General features: G+C 38.1%; 17 protein-coding genes. 5 read left to right on the forward strand and 12 right to left on the reverse strand.

Annotated elements, in window-relative coordinates:
• Nucleotide 1 precedes the first annotated feature (1 nt).
• The 4 genes from rbbA to DO88_RS06865 form a co-directional block, all read right to left on the reverse strand.
• Nucleotides 2-2815 (reverse strand): ribosome-associated ATPase/putative transporter RbbA, encoded by a 2814-nt coding sequence (rbbA, locus tag DO88_RS06880; protein ID WP_050482452.1) that lies wholly within the window; start codon nucleotides 2813-2815, stop codon nucleotides 2-4.
• On the reverse strand, nucleotides 2815-3819 hold the full coding sequence (locus DO88_RS06875; RefSeq protein ID WP_033039915.1) for an HlyD family secretion protein: 1005 nt from the start codon (nucleotides 3817-3819) through the stop codon (nucleotides 2815-2817). Before DO88_RS06875 ends, rbbA begins: the two co-directional genes overlap by 1 nt.
• Nucleotides 3820-4158: 339 nt before the next feature.
• Nucleotides 4159-4869: a L,D-transpeptidase family protein gene (locus tag DO88_RS06870; protein WP_008133628.1), complete on the reverse strand. Its 711-nt coding sequence runs from the start codon at nucleotides 4867-4869 to the stop codon at nucleotides 4159-4161.
• Nucleotides 4870-4883: 14 nt separating this feature from the next.
• Nucleotides 4884-5999 (reverse strand): endonuclease/exonuclease/phosphatase family protein, encoded by a 1116-nt coding sequence (locus DO88_RS06865; RefSeq protein WP_198022409.1) that lies wholly within the window; start codon nucleotides 5997-5999, stop codon nucleotides 4884-4886.
• A gap of 296 nt (nucleotides 6000-6295) precedes the next feature.
• On the opposite strand from DO88_RS06865, the gene DO88_RS06860 reads away from it, so the two are divergent.
• The gene (locus DO88_RS06860) at nucleotides 6296-6967 is read left to right on the forward strand and encodes a hypothetical protein (RefSeq protein ID WP_008133625.1); all 672 of its coding nucleotides are present in this window, start codon (nucleotides 6296-6298) and stop codon (nucleotides 6965-6967) included.
• Nucleotides 6968-7025: 58 nt separating this feature from the next.
• Here DO88_RS06860 and DO88_RS06855 read toward each other — a convergent pair whose 3' ends face one another.
• The 4 genes from DO88_RS06855 to DO88_RS06840 form a co-directional block, all read right to left on the reverse strand.
• Nucleotides 7026-7733: a response regulator transcription factor gene (locus tag DO88_RS06855; RefSeq protein ID WP_033030387.1), complete on the reverse strand. Its 708-nt coding sequence runs from the start codon at nucleotides 7731-7733 to the stop codon at nucleotides 7026-7028.
• A gap of 124 nt (nucleotides 7734-7857) precedes the next feature.
• A complete protein-coding gene (locus tag DO88_RS06850; protein WP_033039883.1) occupies nucleotides 7858-9462 on the reverse strand; it encodes an ATP-binding protein in 1605 nt (534 codons plus the stop codon).
• Nucleotides 9463-9642: 180 nt separating this feature from the next.
• Nucleotides 9643-10380 (reverse strand): retron Ec48 family effector membrane protein, encoded by a 738-nt coding sequence (locus tag DO88_RS06845; protein ID WP_008133622.1) that lies wholly within the window; start codon nucleotides 10378-10380, stop codon nucleotides 9643-9645.
• Nucleotides 10370-11557: a reverse transcriptase family protein gene (locus DO88_RS06840; RefSeq protein ID WP_008133621.1), complete on the reverse strand. Its 1188-nt coding sequence runs from the start codon at nucleotides 11555-11557 to the stop codon at nucleotides 10370-10372. Before DO88_RS06840 ends, DO88_RS06845 begins: the two co-directional genes overlap by 11 nt.
• A gap of 582 nt (nucleotides 11558-12139) precedes the next feature.
• Here DO88_RS06840 and DO88_RS06835 point away from each other — a divergent pair.
• From DO88_RS06835 to DO88_RS06825, 3 genes are all read left to right on the forward strand, one after another.
• Nucleotides 12140-14431, forward strand: a complete 2292-nt coding sequence (locus DO88_RS06835) for a peptidase U32 family protein (protein ID WP_033039885.1) — start codon at nucleotides 12140-12142, stop codon at nucleotides 14429-14431.
• Between the two features lie 10 nt (nucleotides 14432-14441).
• Complete coding sequence (locus DO88_RS06830) at nucleotides 14442-15101, forward strand: glutathione S-transferase (RefSeq protein ID WP_033030393.1); 660 nt, start codon at nucleotides 14442-14444, stop codon at nucleotides 15099-15101.
• A 136-nt stretch (nucleotides 15102-15237) separates the two neighbouring features.
• Nucleotides 15238-16500 (forward strand): valine--pyruvate transaminase, encoded by a 1263-nt coding sequence (locus DO88_RS06825; protein WP_033039887.1) that lies wholly within the window; start codon nucleotides 15238-15240, stop codon nucleotides 16498-16500.
• Between the two features lie 87 nt (nucleotides 16501-16587).
• On the opposite strand, the gene DO88_RS06820 is transcribed toward DO88_RS06825, so the two are convergent.
• Nucleotides 16588-17058, reverse strand: a complete 471-nt coding sequence (locus tag DO88_RS06820) for a hypothetical protein (RefSeq protein ID WP_007375682.1) — start codon at nucleotides 17056-17058, stop codon at nucleotides 16588-16590.
• Between DO88_RS06820 and DO88_RS06815 the strand changes: the two genes are divergently transcribed.
• Complete coding sequence (locus tag DO88_RS06815; RefSeq protein ID WP_033039890.1) at nucleotides 17043-18233, forward strand: PQQ-dependent sugar dehydrogenase; 1191 nt, start codon at nucleotides 17043-17045, stop codon at nucleotides 18231-18233. The two genes, DO88_RS06820 and DO88_RS06815, sit on opposite strands and share 16 nt — an antisense overlap.
• A gap of 111 nt (nucleotides 18234-18344) precedes the next feature.
• Here DO88_RS06815 and DO88_RS06810 read toward each other — a convergent pair whose 3' ends face one another.
• The 3 genes from DO88_RS06810 to DO88_RS06800 all read right to left on the reverse strand — a co-directional run bounded on the left by DO88_RS06810 (nucleotide 18345) and on the right by DO88_RS06800 (nucleotide 20714).
• Entirely contained in the window at nucleotides 18345-18767 is a 423-nt protein-coding gene (locus tag DO88_RS06810) for a hypothetical protein (RefSeq protein ID WP_232224815.1), read from the reverse strand.
• Between the two features lie 126 nt (nucleotides 18768-18893).
• Nucleotides 18894-19313, reverse strand: coding sequence for a hypothetical protein (locus tag DO88_RS06805; RefSeq protein WP_033039895.1), 420 nt, complete (start codon nucleotides 19311-19313; stop codon nucleotides 18894-18896).
• Nucleotides 19314-19745: 432 nt separating this feature from the next.
• Entirely contained in the window at nucleotides 19746-20714 is a 969-nt protein-coding gene (locus DO88_RS06800) for a transposase (RefSeq protein ID WP_033039898.1), read from the reverse strand.
• Nucleotides 20715-20716 lie beyond the last annotated feature (2 nt).

The following is a 20716-nucleotide window of genomic DNA, read 5'->3' on the forward strand; positions in this document are numbered from 1 at the left end:
GCTATTTATCCTGCTTTGGAAGTAAAAATACACTGGCTAACGTCAGCACTGGTATAAAAGTAAGCAAAGGTAAAAACTGCGCCGATAAATCAGAAAAATTAAGTGCTTTATTAAACACACCACGGCATGCTTCTAAAAAGTATGTCGTTGGAAATAGTTTTCCGATTATTGCAGGAAAGCCTTCTAAGGATGAAACGGGGTCAATCAACCCGCAAAAATTAACAGCAATCATCAATACAACCACAGTTGATGCCGCTAATGCCGATATTTGTGTCTTAGTAAAAGCCGAAATTAACAGCCCTACACCAGTTGTTGCTGTTACATACAATAAAGCAGCCAAGCTCAACGCCCATAAACTTCCTTTTAGCGGAACACCAAATACAGTGACAGCTAGGGCAACTAAGCCAAAAAAACTTACCATACTAACTAAAATGTAAGGCAGTTGTTTACCAATAATAAATTCGAGTCGCGTAACCGGTGTAACATATAAATTAGTGATTGAACCTAATTCTTTTTCACGTACAACACCCAACGCCATTAATATTGCAGGAATAAACACTAACAAAAGTGGAATAACAGCAGGCACCATGGCCTCAATACTTTTAAAGTCTTGATTATAACGATAGCGTGATTCAATATTCGCCGGTACCAAATTGGGTATGACTCCATAAGTACGCAATGATAAGTCAGTTAGATAACTGTAATACGAACTCGTCATATAACCCGATATAGTTTCTGCCCTAAAAGGCATGGAACCATCAATCCAAACTACAATTTCTGGCGTGCGCTCGCGTTTCAATTGCTGGCCAAAATTAGGTGGGATCTCAACGGCCACACTTAACTCGCCGCTGCGCATTCGTTTATCTAGCTCTGAAGGGCTTTTAATATTAGCTTTTTGTATGAAGTAACGCGATCCGGCAATATTTTGAACGTAATCGCGACTCTCAGGGGTTTGATCTTGGTCCATCACCGCAAAGCTCAAATCTTCAACATCAAAGGTAATCCCATAACCTAAAATAAACATTAAAATAATTGAGCCTAGCAACGCAAAGGTTAAACGAATAGGATCGCGCCATAGCTCCAGCGTTTCGCGATGAGCATAGCCAAACAAGCGTAAAAAACTAAAAGCGGTATTCGCTTTCTTTTTACCAATTGGCGGTATTGTAGGTTCAATCTCAGGTAATGGTTCAGGCTCATCGACCGTCGTTGTAGACAAAGCAGAACTCGCTTGAGACTCAAGCACCGCCTCTTCTAAATAAGCAATAAAGGCATCTTCGAGCGTATCTGCACTGCGCGCTTTGCAAAGTGCAGCGGGTGTATCACTGGCAAGTATTTTTCCTGCATGCATCAACGAAATTCTATCGCAGCGTGCGGCTTCATCCATAAAGTGAGTCGAAATAAAAATAGTAACGCCCTGCTCACGCGATAACTCAATAAGTAATTCCCAAAAGTCATCACGTGCAACAGGATCTACGCCCGAGGTAGGTTCATCAAGTATAAGCATTTCAGGGCTATGCACTACCGCAACCGCAAGCGATAAACGCTGGCGAATACCTAACGGTAAATCGACAGGAAAATCATCACGGTATTTTTTAAGGTTAAACCGTATAATTAATTCATTAACGCGCGGCGCAATTTGCTCTGTTAGTAAATGAAATAAGCGCGCATGCAACACCATATTTTGCTCAACGGTTAATTCATTATAAAGTGAAAATGCTTGCGACATAAAACCAACGCGCTTACGAGTTTCTATATTGTTAGCATCAACAACTTGACCAAATAACTTAGCTTCGCCACTGCTTGCCGGTTGAAGGCCTGTCAACATTTTCATAGTTGTGGTTTTACCACAGCCATTTGATCCCAAAAAGCCGAAAATCTCGCCTTGTTCAATACGTAAACTAACGTTGTTAACCGCTGTAAAATCGCCATATATTTTACTAAGCGCTGTAGCCTGAATAGCGGCTTCATCAGTTTTTAGATTATTCTGACGAGGAGGAACCACAAGTACGTGATGATCATGACGCTTTTCTTCAGGTAGTAATGATATAAATGCTTCATCAAGGGATTTTTTCCCTGTTTGAGCCTTAATCTCCTCTGGGCTACCAGTACCTATAACTTTGCCATCGTCCATGGCGATTAGCCAATCAAAATCATCTGCCTCTTCCATATAAGCGGTCGCAACGAGCACACTCATACCATTATGCTGAGCGCGAATATGGTTAATCAATTGCCAAAATTGGCGACGAGAAAGCGGATCGACCCCCGTTGTTGGTTCATCCAAAATTAATAACTCAGGGTCATGAATTAACGCACAGCATAAACCGAGTTTTTGTTTCATACCGCCTGAGAGTTTTTCTGCAGGACGATCGGCAAACTCAGTGAGTCCAGTACTTTTTAATAAGTTTTTGATTCGGTGCTGACGCTCTTTTTTTTCTTGCCCAAAAAGCCGACCAAAAAAATCAATATTTTCAAAAACAGAGAGTGTCGGGTATAAGTTTTTGCCTAATCCTTGTGGCATATAAGCAATACGTGGCGAAGTTGAAGTACGAAAGCGGCTACTACGCATATTGCCCCCTAACACTTCAACGTCACCATTTTGAACGGCACGTGCTCCTGCAATAAGTGCAAGCAAACTCGACTTACCTACGCCATCAGGGCCTATAAAACCCACCATACTGCCCGCAGGTAACTCCAGATTAATATTATCCAACGCTAAATTATTGCCATAGCGATGCGTAACCTGAGTAAGCTTAACCACACTAAAAGGCTTTTTAGCTTTGTTGCTCTGCTTTTTGCCATTGTTTTCATCAGCCATTATTCAGGCACTCTAACCTGCAACTGCATAGGCCAATTTTGCTCTGGTGCTAATAAAACATAAGCAAGTCCAGGCACGCCTGTTTTAACTTGTTCAATATGATCGCTTAATAATTTTGAATCTAGCTTCACTTTTACTCTAAACATCAGTTTGTCACGCTCGTTACGTGTTTCTACCGATTTAGGCGTAAATTGTGCTTGCGCTGATACAAAAGTAACTTTAGCGGGTAACGTGTATTGCGCAATTGCATCTATTACAATGCGTGCCTCAGAGCCTATTGTTACTTTGCCAGCTTGCGCTGTTGGCAAATAAATACTCATGTACACATCGGTTAAATCAAGCAAAGAAAAAACCTTCCCACCACTGCCAAGCACTTCACCTGGCTCTGCTAATCTATATAATATTCGGCCACTAATAGGCGCTTTAAGGGTGCTATCGGCAATATTACTTTGTAATCGCTCAATACGCGCTTGTGCTGCGTCTATTTCTGCATCCGACTGCACCACTTTTACATTTGCCGCTTTTAAAGCCGCTTGCGTTGTTGCAGCGCTTGTTCGTTGCTGATCAACTACTTCTTTTGAAATATGCCCTTGTTTGAGCAGTGCTACAGAGCGACGTAACTCGGTTTCTGCAAAAGTAAGTTCACTTTTATGTTGTTCTACAATTGCCAAAGCATATTTACGTGACTCAGTAGCAACACGTAACCCAGCATTAGCCTCACGTAATTGTGCATTTAAATCGTCAGTATCAATAACCGCCAATGTTTGACCGGCTTCGACCATGTCACCTTCTTGTGCTAAAACCTCAATCAAGCGCCCCGGCAATTTTGTTGCAATATCGTACTCGGTCGCTTCAATGCGGCCATTTCCATAGGCTACGCTCTCTGGCAATTGTTCAGATAGCAGTGCGGGTTGCTGAGTTTGCCAAACATACCAACCACCCCCACCCAATATGATCACAGCAGCGATTGTACTGAGAGATTTGAGTGTCGATTTAATCGTCATGCGGTAAAACTCCATGTATATAAAAGTAGGTAAATGTAGCCAGTCTTGGCCTATTTCATAAGATTAGGCTAATACTGCACTATTTTTGGTATTAACTATCACTGGTGTGACTCTACTTTGTTACTTCACGATAGTAGATGATTTTAATGAATTTTAAATGTCAGTATCCCTATTAATAATCTATCATTACCGCCGCTTATAAGCTTGATGCAGATCAAAAAACATTCAACTCAATAATAAAGATTTCAAATAAGCTAACAACCAATCAAAACGGTTAATATTTTTAAACGACAAAAAATATAATTAAACAGCCCGATTATTTACGTATATTTTTTACCATTAATATCTATTTTCGAACGTATACATTCCTTTATAAACTTCAACATTTGGTGGCTTTTTATAATTGTTAAAGTAATCGTAACCTTCTTTAAGGTTAAGCCAAAAAGGGTACCATTGGTTTGCTTTATGCTTTGATAAAACTTCATCCTCAAGCATAAACGGAAATGAATGAACCCTAAAAAAAGATTGCCCCGATTTTAACGCTGCAGCACCCAACGCGTAAATCTCATTTATATATTCATCAGTCATCGCATAACACCCAATAGAAACACAGTTGCCATGCACCATCAGTGCACTGCCAGTTCGGTTGTGTGTCCGGTCATATTTATTTGGAAAGCCCAAATTAAATGATAAGTGATAATTGCTCCAAGGATTAAGCCCACTAGCATCAACATAATAAAAGCCTTCAGGGCTTTGGTTGTCGCCTTCTTTTAATTTAGGGCCAAGATCACCTGAAAAAGTACAAATTTCATAATTTTTGAAGTGTATAAATGTGCCATCATCCGACTCCAGCCAGACTTCTAGAATACCTGGATCTTTAAATATTCGAATAAATATAGGTGCACCATATTCAAGCCCTTTATCAGATAGTTGCTTTTTTAAAGTGGGTGCAACCATTGATATCGCTTTTTCAGAACGTGCACTGGTAGGAAATTCTGCAGCAAAAGAATTAAACATAAAAAAAACCAAGAATGTAATTAATTTTTTCATAATAAAAACACCCTTTAAGACCTTAATTTTAGTGTGATCAACACAACACCGTGGTCGGTGCTTAGATCGTCTCGATCATACTCGGGATTTATTAAGTGCCTGTCGTAAGTGTTATAACCACTGACTTCAAAAAAGCTGTCATCGTAACTAGCATCAAACTCACACGACAATAAAATGTAATCAAGCACAGAGCTGCTCGCGCCATAATAATGTGTTGCCGGTCTTAACGGTGCTGCCTTTGTTATGTTTATATTTTTTACTTGGCTGTTACTGCTATCACAATCGCTTTGTACATCGTTTGTTATTGCTTCATCGCCAATCACTTCATCATTACTTAGCTGCGACTTAACAAACAAATCCCATGAATCATTTAAACAATATTTAGCAAGGTAGGTTTTAGCGTCAAACACAGGTGCAAAGCGTAGCGTACTCGTCAGTAAATGGCTTAATACACCATCCGCAAGTTCATTATTAAAGTCCCCCATTAATAGCATGGGTTGCTGCGTAGCTTCACGGCGAGCAATCATTTGTATCATTAGTAATGTAGCTTCACTGCCACGCTGAATCGTTGAGCCCCACCCACCCGCTACGTTCGCTTTTAAAATTTCAATTATGTTTTGCTCGGGTGTAAGCTCTTTATTATGCTCATCAACATTAATCATTGGGCGCTTAGATTTAAAATGCACCACGTAACAATCAGTATTGCCTATATGCGGCAAAGTAACGGTCGCTCTCAATACCTTACGACTAAAAGTAAACTCACTATTAAGGCCAAGCGTACTTGCAAGCTCGCTGTCATGCTCAACCGCTGCTACTTCAACTATGGGATATTTAGAGGCAATCGCTACTACTGGCCGTTTATAAATAAAATCATCAATCACCTCTGGCGTATCAACTACTGCAAAGTAATTATAGCCTTGCTCAGCAACTAGCTCTTTTAACGAATCAATACTAAACACTTCCTGAAAACCAATCACATCCGGCGCGTGCGCTGTTAAGTAATCAACAACCCAACGCTGCTTTTTAGCCCACTGCTGCGCGGTATAAATTTTCTCAAATTCATAGTATGCATTGGGCGGCTCAAGGTAGTTAAACAGGTTAAATGTGGCTATTTTTAGTTGGGTGTTCATGATTTCTGACTCAATGGGACGAATAGAGTTTGCACTTTCTTGCGTACATAACGGGGGAAGATTACTGATAAAATTAGCCTGTATAAAATTAATAAAAATAAGAAGTAACCCACTGCGAAATTGATAAACACATAAAAAATTAACAGCTTCTTACAATTCATGACAATACCCGACAAGCCCTGAGAATTACATGTCTACTGATATGTTAGCCTTTGAGCTATAAATTTACGACTTAAATACCTCATTTCTAGAATCAGTTACTAAATGCAATAAAACTAAAAATTATGGAGATTATTATGAACACCAGTAATAAAGGACTACGTATTTCATTGTTGTTTGGCTTTGCAACTATTTTAAGTGGCTGTGGTGAAAGCTCAGATGAGCTAGATAATAAATTAACTCATGAGGCAAGAGTATCTTTTGTAAATTCACTAGACTACATGGCCGATCTTCATCTTAAAAAAAGGAACATTAGCACAGGTTATAGCGGCCTATTTGATAACGATACTATTATTTCAGCCGATGTAGCAAGTAACACAGTAAGCACAACTTATCGTTACAGCTATAAAGCAATTAACAATATGATCAATTTAGGTGTTAAAAACAGCATTACCACAAACCAAGAAGAGCGTATAACCAAAACTTTAAGCAATAACGATAACCTATGGGTTATTGCCTGGAAAGCATCGGGCGAACAAACTGTTTCGGTGATTAGTAAAAAGCAAAACAATAATGCAGACGTATTTAATGTACGTTTATTTGCTAACGGTAATTACACTGTTTTAATCGATAACACTAAAACAATAACCACTGAAAAAGGCAAAGTCACCGACTACTTAAGCGTTAACAGCTGCGCTAATGGTTTAAAAATTGATGATAAATTTATTGATTTATGCACTGGTGATTTTGGCGCTTCTTATTTACTTATTGTTGATAAAAACGGTAAACGAGTAATGGCTGAGGAATAACATTTATAGCGCCTTAAATGCAGTAGCTTTAATATGCTACTGCTACAAACCCTATTATTTACCATGCACTTACAACAAACAAATACCCTTTTGAGCGTACCGTTTTAATTTTTAAAGAATTACGCGCATCATCGCCCAATTTTTTGCGTAACTGACTAATATGGTTATCTATACCACGTTCAATACCGTCATAATAATAACCTTTTAACTGTTCAACAATACTATTACGAGACAAAACCGTGCCAGCATTTTTAGCCAGCAATATTAAAAGGTCGTATTCACCATCGGTAAGTTGCACTGGCAAACCACCTAACGTAACCGTTCTATTGTGGGATGCGATAACGAGTTCTCCAAAGCTTATAAAACCTTTAGCTTGTGTGTTTATCCCTGCAGCTTGCATAGGTTGCTCACGCCTTAAAAACGCTTTAATTTTAGCAAGTAATAAACGAGGTTTTACCGGTTTGAGTAAGTAGTCATCTGCGCCAATTTCAAGCCCAACAATTTGATCAATTTCTTCTTCCCGTGCGGTAAACATAACAATATAACCATTGTACAAAGGCCTAACCTCACGACACACCGTTAAGCCATCTTTTTTGGGCAACATAACATCCAAAATAACTAATGCAGGTTGCCACTGTAGAATAGTTGTAACCGCATCCTCCCCATTAGCCGCTATTTTAACCTCATACCCTTCAAGCGTTAAATACTCATCAATAGACTCTGCCAACGGCAAATCGTCTTCTACAACTAAAATTTTTGGTTTCATAACGTATTCCATGTCATACCTATCGGCTTATATACAGGCTCTATTTAACGATTATAAGATTGATCTCTTACTAAGCAGAGTTATGTGTCTAATCATTTTAACTAATTGCAAACCTATCCGTGACTTACATGTTAGTAGGCCAGTGCAAAATAAAACGTGCGCCACCTAAAGAAGACTCATCAACACTCGCCTCACCGCCATGCCAATCTAATATTTGCTTCACAATAGCAAGGCCTAAACCGGTTCCGCCTGTTTGTAAATTACGACTTTCATCTTCTCTGTAAAATGCCTCAAATATCTTTCTTCGAGCTGAGTTAGCAACGCCATCGCCGTCATCCTCTACATATATTAACCAACCTTTCCCTACTTTTTGATAACTGATCTGAATAACATCTCGCCCATAAGCAATCGCATTTCGAATCAAATTACTTAAAGCTCGGCTCATATAAAACTTATCAAACAGTGCTTCACACTCAGCATTTTCAAGTAACGTAATTGTTTTTCTTGGGTTTGCTTCTTGCCAAACAATTAGCTCTTGTTTTATCCATTGATTAAGCTCAACGGTTTCTAATGCTAATGTTGGGGCTTCTCTATCAAAGCGAGCGTGGGTAAGCATTTCAGACACAAGTAAATTCAATTCATTTAGCGAAATTTCAATACGATCTAACTGCCCTAACTGATAGTCGTTTGTTGTACTGCCACGAAGTAATTCTAAGTTAAATTCGATACGCGCAATAGGTGTGCGTAACTCATGCGACACCGCATTAACCAAATTTTTATGTGAAGAAATTAAACGCTGTATTTTTTCGGCCATTATATTAAATGTTTTAGATAAGTTATTTAAATGACTAAAACGAATAAGCTTAGCCCGCGTTTCAAACTTACCTTGCCCAAGCAGCGCAGCAACCTTGTTAAGAGATCGCATAGAACGCCACCCAGGAATTAACCAAATAATAATAGGGATCAGTAAAAAAAAGCCGAATATAAAATAAAACACACTCAACATATACACAACTTTACTTTTTAGCTCAGGGCTAAATGGGCCTAGCACAATAACCTGATCGCTATTGCCAATACGTTGCATCACTATATCGGCGGGATACCCTATAAAATCAGAATCGTTTGATGATATAGAAACCATCTCGCCCTGTTCTAATTCAGCCATTTGCTGCGATGTGTAATTTAATTCGCTCAAGGTTTTGAGCAACACGGGATATGCAAATTCATGGCTTAGCGAATCAATAACCTGCGGCCACTCTTTTTTAGGGTACTGTATTAACCTATTATTAAGTAAATAAAAAGTGCCCATCATCCAACGCTGTGCTTCATTTACTAAATGCTTAGGCACAGAGTTTGGCTTAACAATAACTAAGAGCTGGCTGTCATCAATTTTTCGATAAACTAAATCAGCAAATGGGTCGCCTAAAATTTTATTTTCTGTAAGTAAGGTGTTTTGCTCGCTCGAAAAATCACTTTGATTATATGCTTGCAAAGAAAGCGCAAAGCCAAAATTAGCCTGTATATTGTTTAAATAAGCTAATCTGTCGTTTTTAGGTATACCTTTAAGTTGCTCGGCAAGTAAATCGGTAGAACCCGATGTTAAAAACTCTAACGCCCATTTTTCAGTGGGATGCCTCACCTTATTTTCAAATTGCGGAATAATAAATAACTGAATACTCACCACTGAAGAGATAATAATAATTAGTAAAAAAAGTAGCGATTTTTTCATGTGTTATATGAGGTCAATAAGTAAACATAAACCTTATCATACATTTATATAAATACTATTGTTGATCACGTGAACAAATGATTAAATTTATGTCTATGCGATTTAGAGTTTGTAAAGCCAAGTTCAAATGTAAATTGCGTGCGTGAATACAAAGTAAAGTAATAAATTATTGCTTTAGAATTAAATATATTTACGTTCATTCAGTTTTGGTATTGATTCACAAGCACAAAACTCATTATTAATAGATGAGATAAGAGATAACAGTTGTCCCTCAATCTCATAAAAATCATTTCTAGGGTGAACCTCTAAAATAACGCCTAATTTTTTCAGCACGTTAATCACCCTATATTGATGCTTTTTATAATAAAATGAGCCTTCTGTTGCCTGTTGACTTTGTTTATTTGAAACATCTAACTCTCTGTTCACTTCTGTGATTAAAGAAATATAAGTCTTGGAAATATTCATAGAGCCAGTTCTAGAATTTTCAAAAATAAGGTTATACCACTTAAAGACATCGAACGCTGATAAGCTCAATCTATCTCTTTTTAATGTTTCAGCTTTGAGATACTCTTTGAATAATGAAAAGTGTGATATATGGTTATTTAACATATTGCTTTGATGGTTATTAATATATCCCATCAGAGCTATAAAAATCCCCCCAATGGTTGCAATTGATGTCAAAATAAAGATGAGGCCTGAAAAAAACTTTATCGCTCCTGAAAATGTATTTATTGTGTTGTTTACACACTCATTTTTAAAACAAAAAGTAAATGTTTGGTACTCGCTATTAGCTATCGAATAAAAAGTCGATGCGACCATTAGTACAAGTATTATTAACCCAATGACGGTGATAAATTTGAAACATAGGATAAGTATTGAAAGTAATCGATGAGGATTAAGACTAGAATTAATTTTCATATTTAGGTTTTATTGCTTTTAGTTTAAGTCGAAGCTCTTGAGCGGTTTTAGAATAAGTTCTTTGAAGAATATTTAATCTATCGTGTGCTTTATAAAAGCGCTTATGATACCAGTAGCTAGTATGTTTCTCTTTAAAGTCTTTTTCGAGCCTTGCAACGATTGTATGTGATCGTTTCAGATCTACTTTTGCTGGTAGAGGCAATACACGTAATAGTTTTTCAACCAATTTACTATGTGAATTATGTCCCACCCGTTTGAGCTTATTAACTCTTCCCATACAACGATTAAAATCTCGCCTATACGCATGCGTAATTCTATAGCCAGGTTCTGAAGCTAATTTTTCAATATTGTGAACTGCTGCTCTTAATTTTTTCACTTCGTTTGATGGGTATCTTGGTTCTTCGAAGTTAACTCTCATACCATGTACAACTAAAGGTAGTATTGAGGATGAGCTACTCTTTGTTTTATGCAAATTTATTGGTAGCTCCTTCTCCAGCAACATATTCGAGACTAATGTTAATGCATAATCGAATTGGAAGTTTGAAGTTTTAGACGAAATCGTAATATCATCTACCAGCCGAGTATAAGTTAATTGTTTACGTTTCAGTCGTGAAACGACTTTATGTTCCAAATCCCACAAACATAAAGCAGCGATATAACTAGACGTTAATGCACCTTGAATTAAAGTCCCTTTAAAGCAACATAACTTTGTTAAAGTTTGCGAAATCTCATCATTATATTTAAAAAAGCGACTAAACATTTCAAAAACTAAATGAGCCGAAATATTATCAAAGAAATCTTTTATATCAATTTTCAATAAGCTTTTTGTAGAACAGTGCTGAGATGCGCAACTAACGTAATCTCTTGCTTTTATTAATTTACCATCAGAAGAGATTTCATTAGGTATACATCCATAAATATAATCTGGCCAAAGTACTATTTTCTTAAATATTCTTTTGTTGATTCTTCTTTGAATTTTTCTAATTTCATAATGAGGCTTGTGAATTTTTCTAAGCGTACCATCGCTTTTCTCAACATGATCAATTACATACTTTTCATTATCACGAAGAGATAAGGCTGATGACAAATCTTTTTCGGATATATCCAATGCTGCACAAAGATTCTTTATATTAGAAATAGATTGGAAGGTACTTTTTTCGGGGATTAATCTGTCCATGAGTTAATCTGATATCCATATATACAAAAAAGGCTTAGTCAACTCATACTCTAGAGTAAAAGAAATAGTGATACATTCATCGAAAACATTTGGAAACTGCCACCATTTCTATAACTAAGCCTATCGTTCACGGCTACTCTTGGTTTCGAGGAGACGGAGGGTGTGGCCGAAGCACAAGCTTAACAAGTAACGTTAAGCGCTCAATTAAGAGCATTATCCAAACACTTTTTAATTCGATTGCAGCAAACTATGCGAAACGCATAGGCATTGTTTAATCTACTATCGTTATACGACTTTTACAATATGTATTCGACTAAATAAATTACTTAAGATAAATTCGTTAAAAAATAGACTTAAAAAAATTATATATTTTCAGTCATCTCTATCTTTTAACTCGTTTAGTTTAGATGCACCTAGCTGAATCACACTCAGAATTAAGTCGCTAACTCCCGTTTTTATACGTTTTCTCTCTTGTATTAATATTTTTCAAACCATAAATCATTATATCTCTCAATAAATAGCATTCATGCTACTAACCAGATAAAATTCGCGGCAATTAAATATGAGCGAAGTGAAGTTGTCATGAGTAGAAAGATTGAACTATTAGCCCCAGGCGGTGATGTGAACGCGGTAAAAGCCGCCATTGTAGCCGGTGCTAATGCGGTTTATTGTGGGTTAGATACCTTTAATGCACGTAACCGAGCATCTAATCTTTCGTTTGATGAGCTTAACGGCGCACTTCGCTTGGCCCATGAATACGGCTGTGAAATATTTTTAACGCTAAATGTAGTGATATTAGAGCACGAAATGGGCGCGCTATTTAAGCTACTTAACCAACTTGTAAATACCACGCTCGATGGCATTATTGTGCAAGATTTAGGGTTGTTCAATATAGTTAAAAAGCACTTTCCTACTTTGCATATTCACGCATCAACGCAGTTAACTACGCATAACGAATCACAGGTTGAGTTTTTAGCGCGCATTGGCGCTACACGTGTAAATTTATCGCGCGAACTTAACCTAACTGAAATTAAAATACTGACCGACGTAGCGCATAAATGCGACGTATTAACCGAAGTGTTTGTACACGGCGCATTATGTATTGCATTTTCGGGGCAATGTTATTCAAGCTCAGTAAGCGTGGGTAACTCAGGTAACCGTGGTCGTTGTTCACAAGCATGTCGTGATGAATACGAGCCAACGGCTATGGGTAACAAACATCCGTTAAACTTAAAAGATAATTCAGCCTATTTTGATTTACCTGAGTTGGTAGCCGCAGGTGTTGACTCGTTAAAAGTAGAAGGCCGAATTAAAGGTGCTAACTACGTTCATACCGTTATTGATAGCTGGCGCAAACAAATAGATACCTTTGTACAAACAGGTAATTTAATTGAAGACGACTCGAGCTTATATAAAGTGTTTAACCGTAACTTTACCAATAAGTTTTTAACCGGTGACATGACCAAAAACATGTTTACCGATAACCCGCGCGACCATAGCTTTGATCACGCAAATGAAAAAAACAACGCAATTTCGGTCGTGCAAATTTACGATGCACAGCAAGAGCTTTCTACCCAAAAAAGTGAAATTGATTCGTTAGTTAAAAAGAAAATTGAATTTTTAGATATTTCAAAACGCGAGCTTACATTAGAATTTACAGGGCGATTAAATCAGCCATTCACTGTAAACATAGTTATTGAAGATAAAAACGATATTACGCTTTCGAGTAAAAACGAAAAAGAGCCTCTACGCTTTGAAGTTCAATCGCAAATGCCTATGCAAACCGCCGATAAATCAGTTGTTGATATTGCTGCCATTGATAAGCGCTTTAAAACCTTTAGTAATGCCAATTTTGAAATTAAAAATATGGATTACTCAAACTTAGGCAACAACTTAAGCATTCCGTTTAAAGAGCTAGCGCGCATTAAAAAGCAAGTCGCGTTTTTATTAAACGAAGGCAAAGACGTACTCGCCCCTGTTGAACTGCCAAAACTAGTAAACCACCCTAAAGCCGATAACAAAACAACACTCTCTATTTTAATATCGGACATAAAAGACGTTCACCTATGTGATTTAACAGGTGGCGATGTTTACTTTAAATTACCAGAGAGCTTTAGAACCGATAACGATAAATACATTAATGTATTTTTAGAGCACCCACAGTTAATTCCGTGGTTTCCGGCGGTGTTAATTGGTAAAGATTTTGAAGAAGCGGTACGTTTGCTCGAGGTTGTAAAACCTAAGCTTATTATTAGTAACAACACAGGCGTTGCATTTAAAGCAGTACAAATGGGTATTGACTGGATTGCAGGCCCGTTGTTAAACACCACAAACTCTTATGCGTTACTAACACTACAAGAAGATTTAAACGCAAAAGGCGCGTTTATTTCAAACGAAATAAACAAACCACAAATGCGTAATATTAAACGCCCTAACAACTTTAAAATGATGTACAGCATTTATCACCCAATACTAATGATGACTAGCCGACAGTGTTTTTTCCAACAAACAGTAGGATGTAAAAAACCACGTATTGACGCAAGCTGTATGCTGAGCTGTAAAAAAGAAACCACCGTTACCAATGTTAAAGGTATTAGCTTTGCTATTGATAAACAAAAAGGCGGCTACCCAAGTATTTACAACCATGAGCAATTTTTAAACATGGATATTGTGAGTGACTTTGCCGACAAATTTGACGAATTTATGATTGATTTAACCGACATTGGTTCAGGCGATAAAGAAAAACTAGATAAAGCCGTGTTACTTGCGCATTTTCAAGATTTAATTAGTGGGCAAACACACGCTGCTGATCAGTTAAATCACATGGTAAAAGTAAAAACACGTCAGCAATATATTGAAGGCTTAAATAGCTAAGGTAAGTAAAATGACACTGCCATTATTATATTCATTACAACACTGCCCATACGCAATGCGTGCACGAATGGGTATTTTAATGGCAGAGCAACACGTTTTACTTCGCGCTATTAAAACTAAAAACAAGCCACCGCATCTTTTGAAAATATCGCCAAAAGGCACGGTGCCTGTTTTATTACTGCCGAATAACCAAGTTATAGATGAAAGCCTAGATATTATGCTGTGGGCTTTAAAGCAAAACGATCCGCATAATTTACTGCATACTCAAGACCCATTAGCACTTGAGCACATGCTTGAGTTAATTAAGCTAAACGACACGCAATTTAAACCCGTGCTCGAAAAGTACAAATTTTATGCGCGTACAAAAGACATGGCGCACCTTTATTACCAAAAAGCCTGCGAAGAATTTATTAAGCAATTTGAAGCAAAACTAACCACGCATAAATACTTAATGGGCGATGAAAAAAGTCTAGCCGATTACGCATTACTGCCATTTATTAGACAGTTTGCCCGTGTAGATAAACACTGGTACTTACAAAGTGAATACACGCATGTACGCGCATGGTTAAACGAGTTTTTACACGCCCCCATGTTCACCAAAGTCATGGCCAAATTTGATTTGTATATGGACTGCGGCGAAGAGTTTTTATACGGCGTTAAAAAGTCTTAAATTAGCCTTTGTTTTATAAGGAATTACATTACTTTAACTAGCTGTAAATCTAAGCATTGAATTATTCTCATCATCGGATTTAAGCCCTTTATTTGCGCTATACTGCCCTACCCATTACTAACAAACGCTATGCATTATGAACTACTCAAACTTTGGCACTAAATTTACACAACCCAACGGCATCACTCAGTTAATGGAAGATTTAGGCGGTGCTAAAAACAGCAATAATCCTAATATTGTTATGCTGGGTGGCGGTAACCCCGCATTAGTGCCACAAGTAAATGAGGTTTTTTTAAGTGAATTACAAAAACTCGTTGCCAGTAATAAGGTATCGCAAGTATTTGGCCTTTACGATGGCCCAACCGGTAACGACGAGTTTAGAGCTGCATTAGCAGGCCAACTAAGTAAAGAGTACGCATGGGATATTAGCGCCGATAACGTAGCACTTGGTAATGGCAGCCAAGCTAACTTTTTTGTGTTGTTTAATATGTTGGCAGGCGAAATGCCGGATGGCAGCCACAAAAAGATTTTATTCCCCCTTGCGCCAGAGTACATAGGTTATGCCGACCAAGGTTTATCAGCCGATATGTTTGTTGCCATAAAGCCTGATATCGAAATTTTAAATACAGGTAGCACATCAAAACAGTTTAAATACGTAATTGATTTTAAAGCGGTTGAGCAAATATTAGCTAACGACAGCAGCATAAGCGCGCTGTGCGTATCACGCCCTACCAACCCAACAGGTAACGTAATTACCGACGATGAAGTAAAACACCTTGATTTGCTCGCTAAGCAATATGGTATTCCACTCATTATTGATAACGCATATGGCGATCCGTTCCCAGGTTGTATTTACACCGATGCAAACCTAACGTGGAACTCAAACATTATTTTATGTATGTCACTTTCAAAACTGGGCCTACCGGGTTTACGCAGCGGTATTGTGGTTGCAAACAATAAGATTATTAAAGCAATTGGCCGCGTAAATGGCAGCATGGTGTTATCGCCAAATAGTATTGGTCCAAGTTTAGTGACACGCTTAATTAACGACAACGAACTACTCCCACTGTGCCGCAACGTTGTACTGCCTTTTTATCGCAATAAAGCACACATAGCGATTGAGTTGTTTGATGAAGTATTTGCCGAACTGCCTGTTTATTTACACAAAGTTGAAGGCGCATTTTTTATGTGGCTGTGGTTTAAAGATGCAAAAATAACAAGCGAGGTACTGTATCAACAACTTAAAGAGCAAGACGTGTATGTGATCCCAGGTCACAACTTTTTTATTGGTATTGACGACAGCTGGGCGCACAAGCACGAGTGTATTCGTATTAACTACGCTACCGATGCAGATACCCTAAAAAAAGGCTTAGAAGCAATTAAAGCAGTTATGGCGTGAATTTATAAAAGCTGTGGTGAGAGTCTACTATCGTAGGCTTTAATCACATTTTATAAGCCCCACTTACTATAAGGCCACTTAGCTTTATTAAGTAGAAGGTTGAGGCTCTTTTATTGCCTTAGTTTTTAGGGCCTTAGTAAGCATCGCAAAAACAAAACCCCCTACTGCGCCTGCAAGCAGTTGAGCATAAAAACCCCAGCCCCTTGCGCCCGCTATAATATGAATATTCATAATTGATTCAATGGCAATTAACACAACAGTAAATGCCACAATGCCAGCGATAATAAATAACTGAGTACTGTATTTTTGAACCTTTTTGTTAAGCTTTACGGTAACAAAAAAAGCGATGGCAAGTGCTACGGCAATAATAGCGCCGTAGGTAGGTAATAAGCCTAACCAATCATCAAGGGTTAAACTAGCACGATCACTAAAGCCCACCACCACACCTACATTAACTAATTGATTGACAACGTATTGACTATGAAACAAGCTAGCAAGTGTGAATGTAAGTAACCAAGAAACTAAAAATGAAGGCAATATACGTGTTAAAAACGACATGGTTATCTCAACTTAAAATAAAGCTTTTTTCTTATACTGGCCATGCTAGCAAAGGCTTGCCCCGTAAACAATGTATCTCTTTTTTTACTTTGCTTTCGCTTTTTTCGTTTTCTGTTAATGCCGATGTTGCGTTACCAAAGGAGCAATACAGTACAAAAACACTGGCTACGCAATTACAGTCTCCGTGGAGCATGGTTGAACTACCAAACGGCACGTGGTTAATTACAGAGCGCGATGGTCACGTCGTTATAGTTAAAAACAATGCGCAATCAAGAGTAAAATTAAACCTAACAGGTTTATACGTTGCAGGCCAAGGTGGTTTACTCGACATTGTATTATCACCAGATTATAACGACTCAAAAGAAGTTATTTTTACTTATGCCCAAGGTGATGCAAGCGCAAACAGGCTTGTTGTTGCCAAAGCCACGTTTAATGGCACTGACTTTTCAAAGCCTAACGTTATTTATAAAGTAGCGACTGATAAAAACACACCGCAACATTACGCAGGACGCGCCCTTGTCCTACCCGACAATACGTTATTAGTTTCAACAGGCGATGGGTTTGATTTTAGAGAGCAAGCACAGGTTATCACCAGCCAACTTGGTAAAATATTACGTATAAACCTAGATGGCACCATTCCAACAGATAACCCATTTATTAATCACAAAAACCCAAATGCACATGCTGTTTACTCACTTGGTCACCGTAACCCTCAAGGCTTAGTTTATGATTACGATACGCAGCAAATTGTAAGCCACGAACACGGCCCTGCAGGCGGTGACGAGCTAAACTACTTAAACGCTGGCACTAATTACGGCTGGCCGGTAATCACCTATGGCAAAGATTACTCGCAAGCGCGTATTTCACCATTTACCGAATATAAAGGCATGCAAAAACCAAGCGTTAATTGGACGCCATCAATAGCGCCTTCCGGCATGGCGTATTACGGCTCTAAACATACCGCCTTCCCTTCATTACAACAACATTTGCTAATCACTACTCTCGTCGATAAAAAGCTCTACAGCGTTAATCTGGTAAGTGGTAAGTTTACGCAGTCTCACGTCTTCCCTGAGGCCGCTGGAAGATTAAGAGATGTGTTTATAACTAATAAAGGTAACGTCGCGGTATTAACAGACGGCAAAGAGGCAAAGCTAATGTTGATGACATCAAATTAATTCACAAAGGGAGTAAGAGCCGCTGCGCTTTTAGAGTAAGGTAGCGGCTTTATTACGTACTTAATAACGTTTTTAAGTTTTCAACTGCGTACCATATACTTACTGTGCTTGTTATTTACCCGATTCTAATTTCTGTTTCAATAACTCAATAAGTTGAGTGCTAAGCCCTGTAATTTCGGCTTCTAGTACCTTCACTTTAGCCTGCGACTCTTCATCATCTTTACTGCGTAATAATGCAGTTTCCTGTAGTAGTTTTTCTATCTTTTCTTGTATTTCAGCAATCTGTTCATCAAGAGGATCTCCTTCAGATTGTGATGCTTGATTTACATCTTCATTGCCTGATAACTTACGTAACGCCTCTCGATTTTGATCTTCCAGACTTTTTTCTTTTCCTTCTTCGGATATATCCACTTGGTCACTTTGAACCGCCGCTTTGTGCACAGTCGCTTTTTCGGTTACTTCATCAGCTACCACCTTTAAAGTTTGTTTTTGCGGGTAAATTTCTAAAGGTTTAGAGTTTATGTGAACTGACATTTTATCCATTTTAATATTCCTTGTTCAGTCAATTATTGGTGAGAAGTAGTTAACTATAAATATAATGCTTTACCAAAAGCCAATTGTAATAGCCCTTGTTTGATTCTTTATTAGATTACACTCTACTCACAAGCTTGCCCATTGTTGTTTTAAACCAACAAGGTGAACAATACCAAAAGATAAACAAATAATAGAACTCCAAACCCAAAACTCAGGCGAACGCCCCATAGGGTTATTTATTAAAAAGAACCCTGCAACACCGCGGGCTAAATAAATAAAAGTTATTAATACAAGAGCTAGGCGGATGAATGGAAGTTTAAAAATAACACCTGCGGCTGAAAATGCATACAATGACCAAGTTGATAGAATCAGAACAATTACACTAGTAATAAGAGTTGGTTTAATACTTCCTTGCTCAGAAAGTAATGCCATTTGCTCTCCTGCACCGAAGAACCGATACCAAGAACCTCCAAAATAAATACAACCTAAATGCAAAGTTGCTACAACACCACTTAATGTACCTGCAATTATTAGAAAAACATTCATAGAGCGATAAAACCTTCGTGAGACATAGCGAACCTGTAAATTAGCTTGTTTATTTATCTTGATAAACAAACCATAGCCGGATTTCTATCTGGGTACAATCGATTGTTGAATGTTTACGCGTGATATCAAAGCTCGCATTAAACTAGACAGCCACTCCAATTGTAAATCATGGACCAAACCAGATAGCCACCTTAAGTTCAAGTATTTCAATTTGTTAGCATTAAACTGGACAGCCACTCCAATTGTAAACTAATCTGGCCGCCACTAAATTTACTTTTTTGGGCTAAGAGTTCACCTCTTTTTATATCTTTACCCGCGCGTTACACATTAAATAAGCAATTATCACTGTTAAACCTAAATTACACGCATGAAAATGACTGCATAATGCAGTTGTGATTTATTACTGAATAGTTTTACTGAGTAGTTTAAGTTTTATGCCAGTAGCTTTTCGCAGTTACTGATATTCGCTCGCCGCTTTCGCTTTAAGTTTTCACAATAACCTTCTTGTGAGGCTGGCCTGCCGACTGCACCATGAAATACACGCGTAAATTGTGTGGTGAGTTTTAACCAGTTTTCTGGAGAGATATTAACTCTTTCGAGTAAGGGTAAGTGTGTACTTTCAATATAACCACTTTTGTATTCTCGTATACAGCGCCCTGTTAGCTCAACAAGTTCAAGGTACGATTTAAGCTCAAAAGGCAGCCCTTTTGGCATAATTTGACGAGGCATGCCTGCAAAGCGCTGTAGTTGTTTTGGTTGCTTGCCATCCTTTGCATACGTTAAACGCTGTTTGATGCTGGTATGGTCTGACTCTTCTGGGGTGTTAGCCATTTTGGCTCTAATGGGGTTTAAATCGACATACGCCATACAGGCCGCAAGGGCTGCTTCATCTAATAATGCTTGAGACGTAAATCGTCCCTCCCAAAAACGGCCAGTGCAGTTATCTTCTCTATTTGCTCTGCGAGCAATGTTTTCATTTAACAACCGCATAAACCAGCTAATACTTGATAGGCGCTCGCGGTATTGTTTTACTGTTTGATTAAAAAAGATAAGTTCAGCTTTACTTAGCTTTTCACCCTGTATGTATTTTTGCGTAAGTACAGTGCCTTTACACAGCTTGTGCCAGCGAATAACAATCGCTTTATCATTAAGCCTATTCGCTTTTTTATCATCAACATACAGCACTAAATGGGTGTGATTACTCATAACAGCATAAGCACATACATCAATACAAAACACTTTGGCTAACTCAAGCAGTTTATCTTCAACCCAGCCTCTACGATGCTCGTAGGATTCACCTGTAAAGTGGTCTTCCCCACATAAGAATGCACGGCGTACACAACGTGATATGCAATGGTAGTACTTTGTATCAACCAAACTTACTTGGCGCTTTCTTGCAATTG

It is taken from the genome of Pseudoalteromonas sp. S3431 (assembly GCF_000690035.1).
Taxonomy (GTDB): domain Bacteria; phylum Pseudomonadota; class Gammaproteobacteria; order Enterobacterales; family Alteromonadaceae; genus Pseudoalteromonas; species Pseudoalteromonas fuliginea.

What these genes read in the sequence shown, in the direction of transcription:
- rbbA (WP_050482452.1), bottom strand. Translation starts at nt 2,815, where the DNA reads ATGGCTGATGAAAACAATGGCAAAAAGCAGAGCAACAAAGCTAAAAAG.
- DO88_RS06875 (WP_033039915.1), bottom strand. Translation starts at nt 3,819, where the DNA reads ATGACGATTAAATCGACACTCAAATCTCTCAGTACAATCGCTGCTGTG.
- DO88_RS06870 (WP_008133628.1), bottom strand. Translation starts at nt 4,869, where the DNA reads ATGAAAAAATTAATTACATTCTTGGTTTTTTTTATGTTTAATTCTTTT.
- DO88_RS06865 (WP_198022409.1), bottom strand. Translation starts at nt 5,999, where the DNA reads ATGAACACCCAACTAAAAATAGCCACATTTAACCTGTTTAACTACCTT.
- DO88_RS06860 (WP_008133625.1), top strand. Translation starts at nt 6,296, where the DNA reads ATGAACACCAGTAATAAAGGACTACGTATTTCATTGTTGTTTGGCTTT.
- DO88_RS06855 (WP_033030387.1), bottom strand. Translation starts at nt 7,733, where the DNA reads ATGAAACCAAAAATTTTAGTTGTAGAAGACGATTTGCCGTTGGCAGAG.
- DO88_RS06850 (WP_033039883.1), bottom strand. Translation starts at nt 9,462, where the DNA reads ATGAAAAAATCGCTACTTTTTTTACTAATTATTATTATCTCTTCAGTG.
- DO88_RS06845 (WP_008133622.1), bottom strand. Translation starts at nt 10,380, where the DNA reads ATGAAAATTAATTCTAGTCTTAATCCTCATCGATTACTTTCAATACTT.
- DO88_RS06840 (WP_008133621.1), bottom strand. Translation starts at nt 11,557, where the DNA reads ATGGACAGATTAATCCCCGAAAAAAGTACCTTCCAATCTATTTCTAAT.
- DO88_RS06835 (WP_033039885.1), top strand. Translation starts at nt 12,140, where the DNA reads ATGAGTAGAAAGATTGAACTATTAGCCCCAGGCGGTGATGTGAACGCG.
- DO88_RS06830 (WP_033030393.1), top strand. Translation starts at nt 14,442, where the DNA reads ATGACACTGCCATTATTATATTCATTACAACACTGCCCATACGCAATG.
- DO88_RS06825 (WP_033039887.1), top strand. Translation starts at nt 15,238, where the DNA reads ATGAACTACTCAAACTTTGGCACTAAATTTACACAACCCAACGGCATC.
- DO88_RS06820 (WP_007375682.1), bottom strand. Translation starts at nt 17,058, where the DNA reads ATGTCGTTTTTAACACGTATATTGCCTTCATTTTTAGTTTCTTGGTTA.
- DO88_RS06810 (WP_232224815.1), bottom strand. Translation starts at nt 18,767, where the DNA reads ATGTCAGTTCACATAAACTCTAAACCTTTAGAAATTTACCCGCAAAAA.
- DO88_RS06805 (WP_033039895.1), bottom strand. Translation starts at nt 19,313, where the DNA reads ATGAATGTTTTTCTAATAATTGCAGGTACATTAAGTGGTGTTGTAGCA.